At 72.8% G+C, this 239-nt stretch carries 1 protein-coding gene; it reads right to left on the bottom strand.

Going from position 1 to position 239, the window contains the following annotated elements; translation table 11 throughout:
* Positions 1–239: efflux RND transporter permease subunit (locus tag MXD60_RS26485; RefSeq protein ID WP_248822419.1), on the bottom strand; the 239-nt coding region annotated here is incomplete at both ends.

The following is a 239-nucleotide window of genomic DNA, read 5'->3' as shown; positions in this document are numbered from 1 at the left end:
AGGAGGAGCAGCGCCGCCCCGACGAACGGGGTGGGCGTCCGGATCGCCGCGGCGAGGACGGGCCGGTAGACCGCCTTCAGGCCCCGGACGAGGGGGTTCTCCGCCTCGGTGACCCGGCCGGTGAGGGCGACGGCGATCAGGGCCGGCACGAAGGTCAGCGAAAGCACGAAGGCCGCCGCCAGGGCGAGGATGACGGTCAGCGCCATCGGCTGGAACATCTTGCCCTCGACCCCCGTGAA

The organism is Frankia sp. AgB32 (assembly GCF_023243045.1).
Classification (GTDB): domain Bacteria; phylum Actinomycetota; class Actinomycetes; order Frankiales; family Frankiaceae; genus Frankia.
Note: the sequence above shows the minus strand (reverse complement) of the source record. Positions and strands in the feature narration are given on the sequence as shown.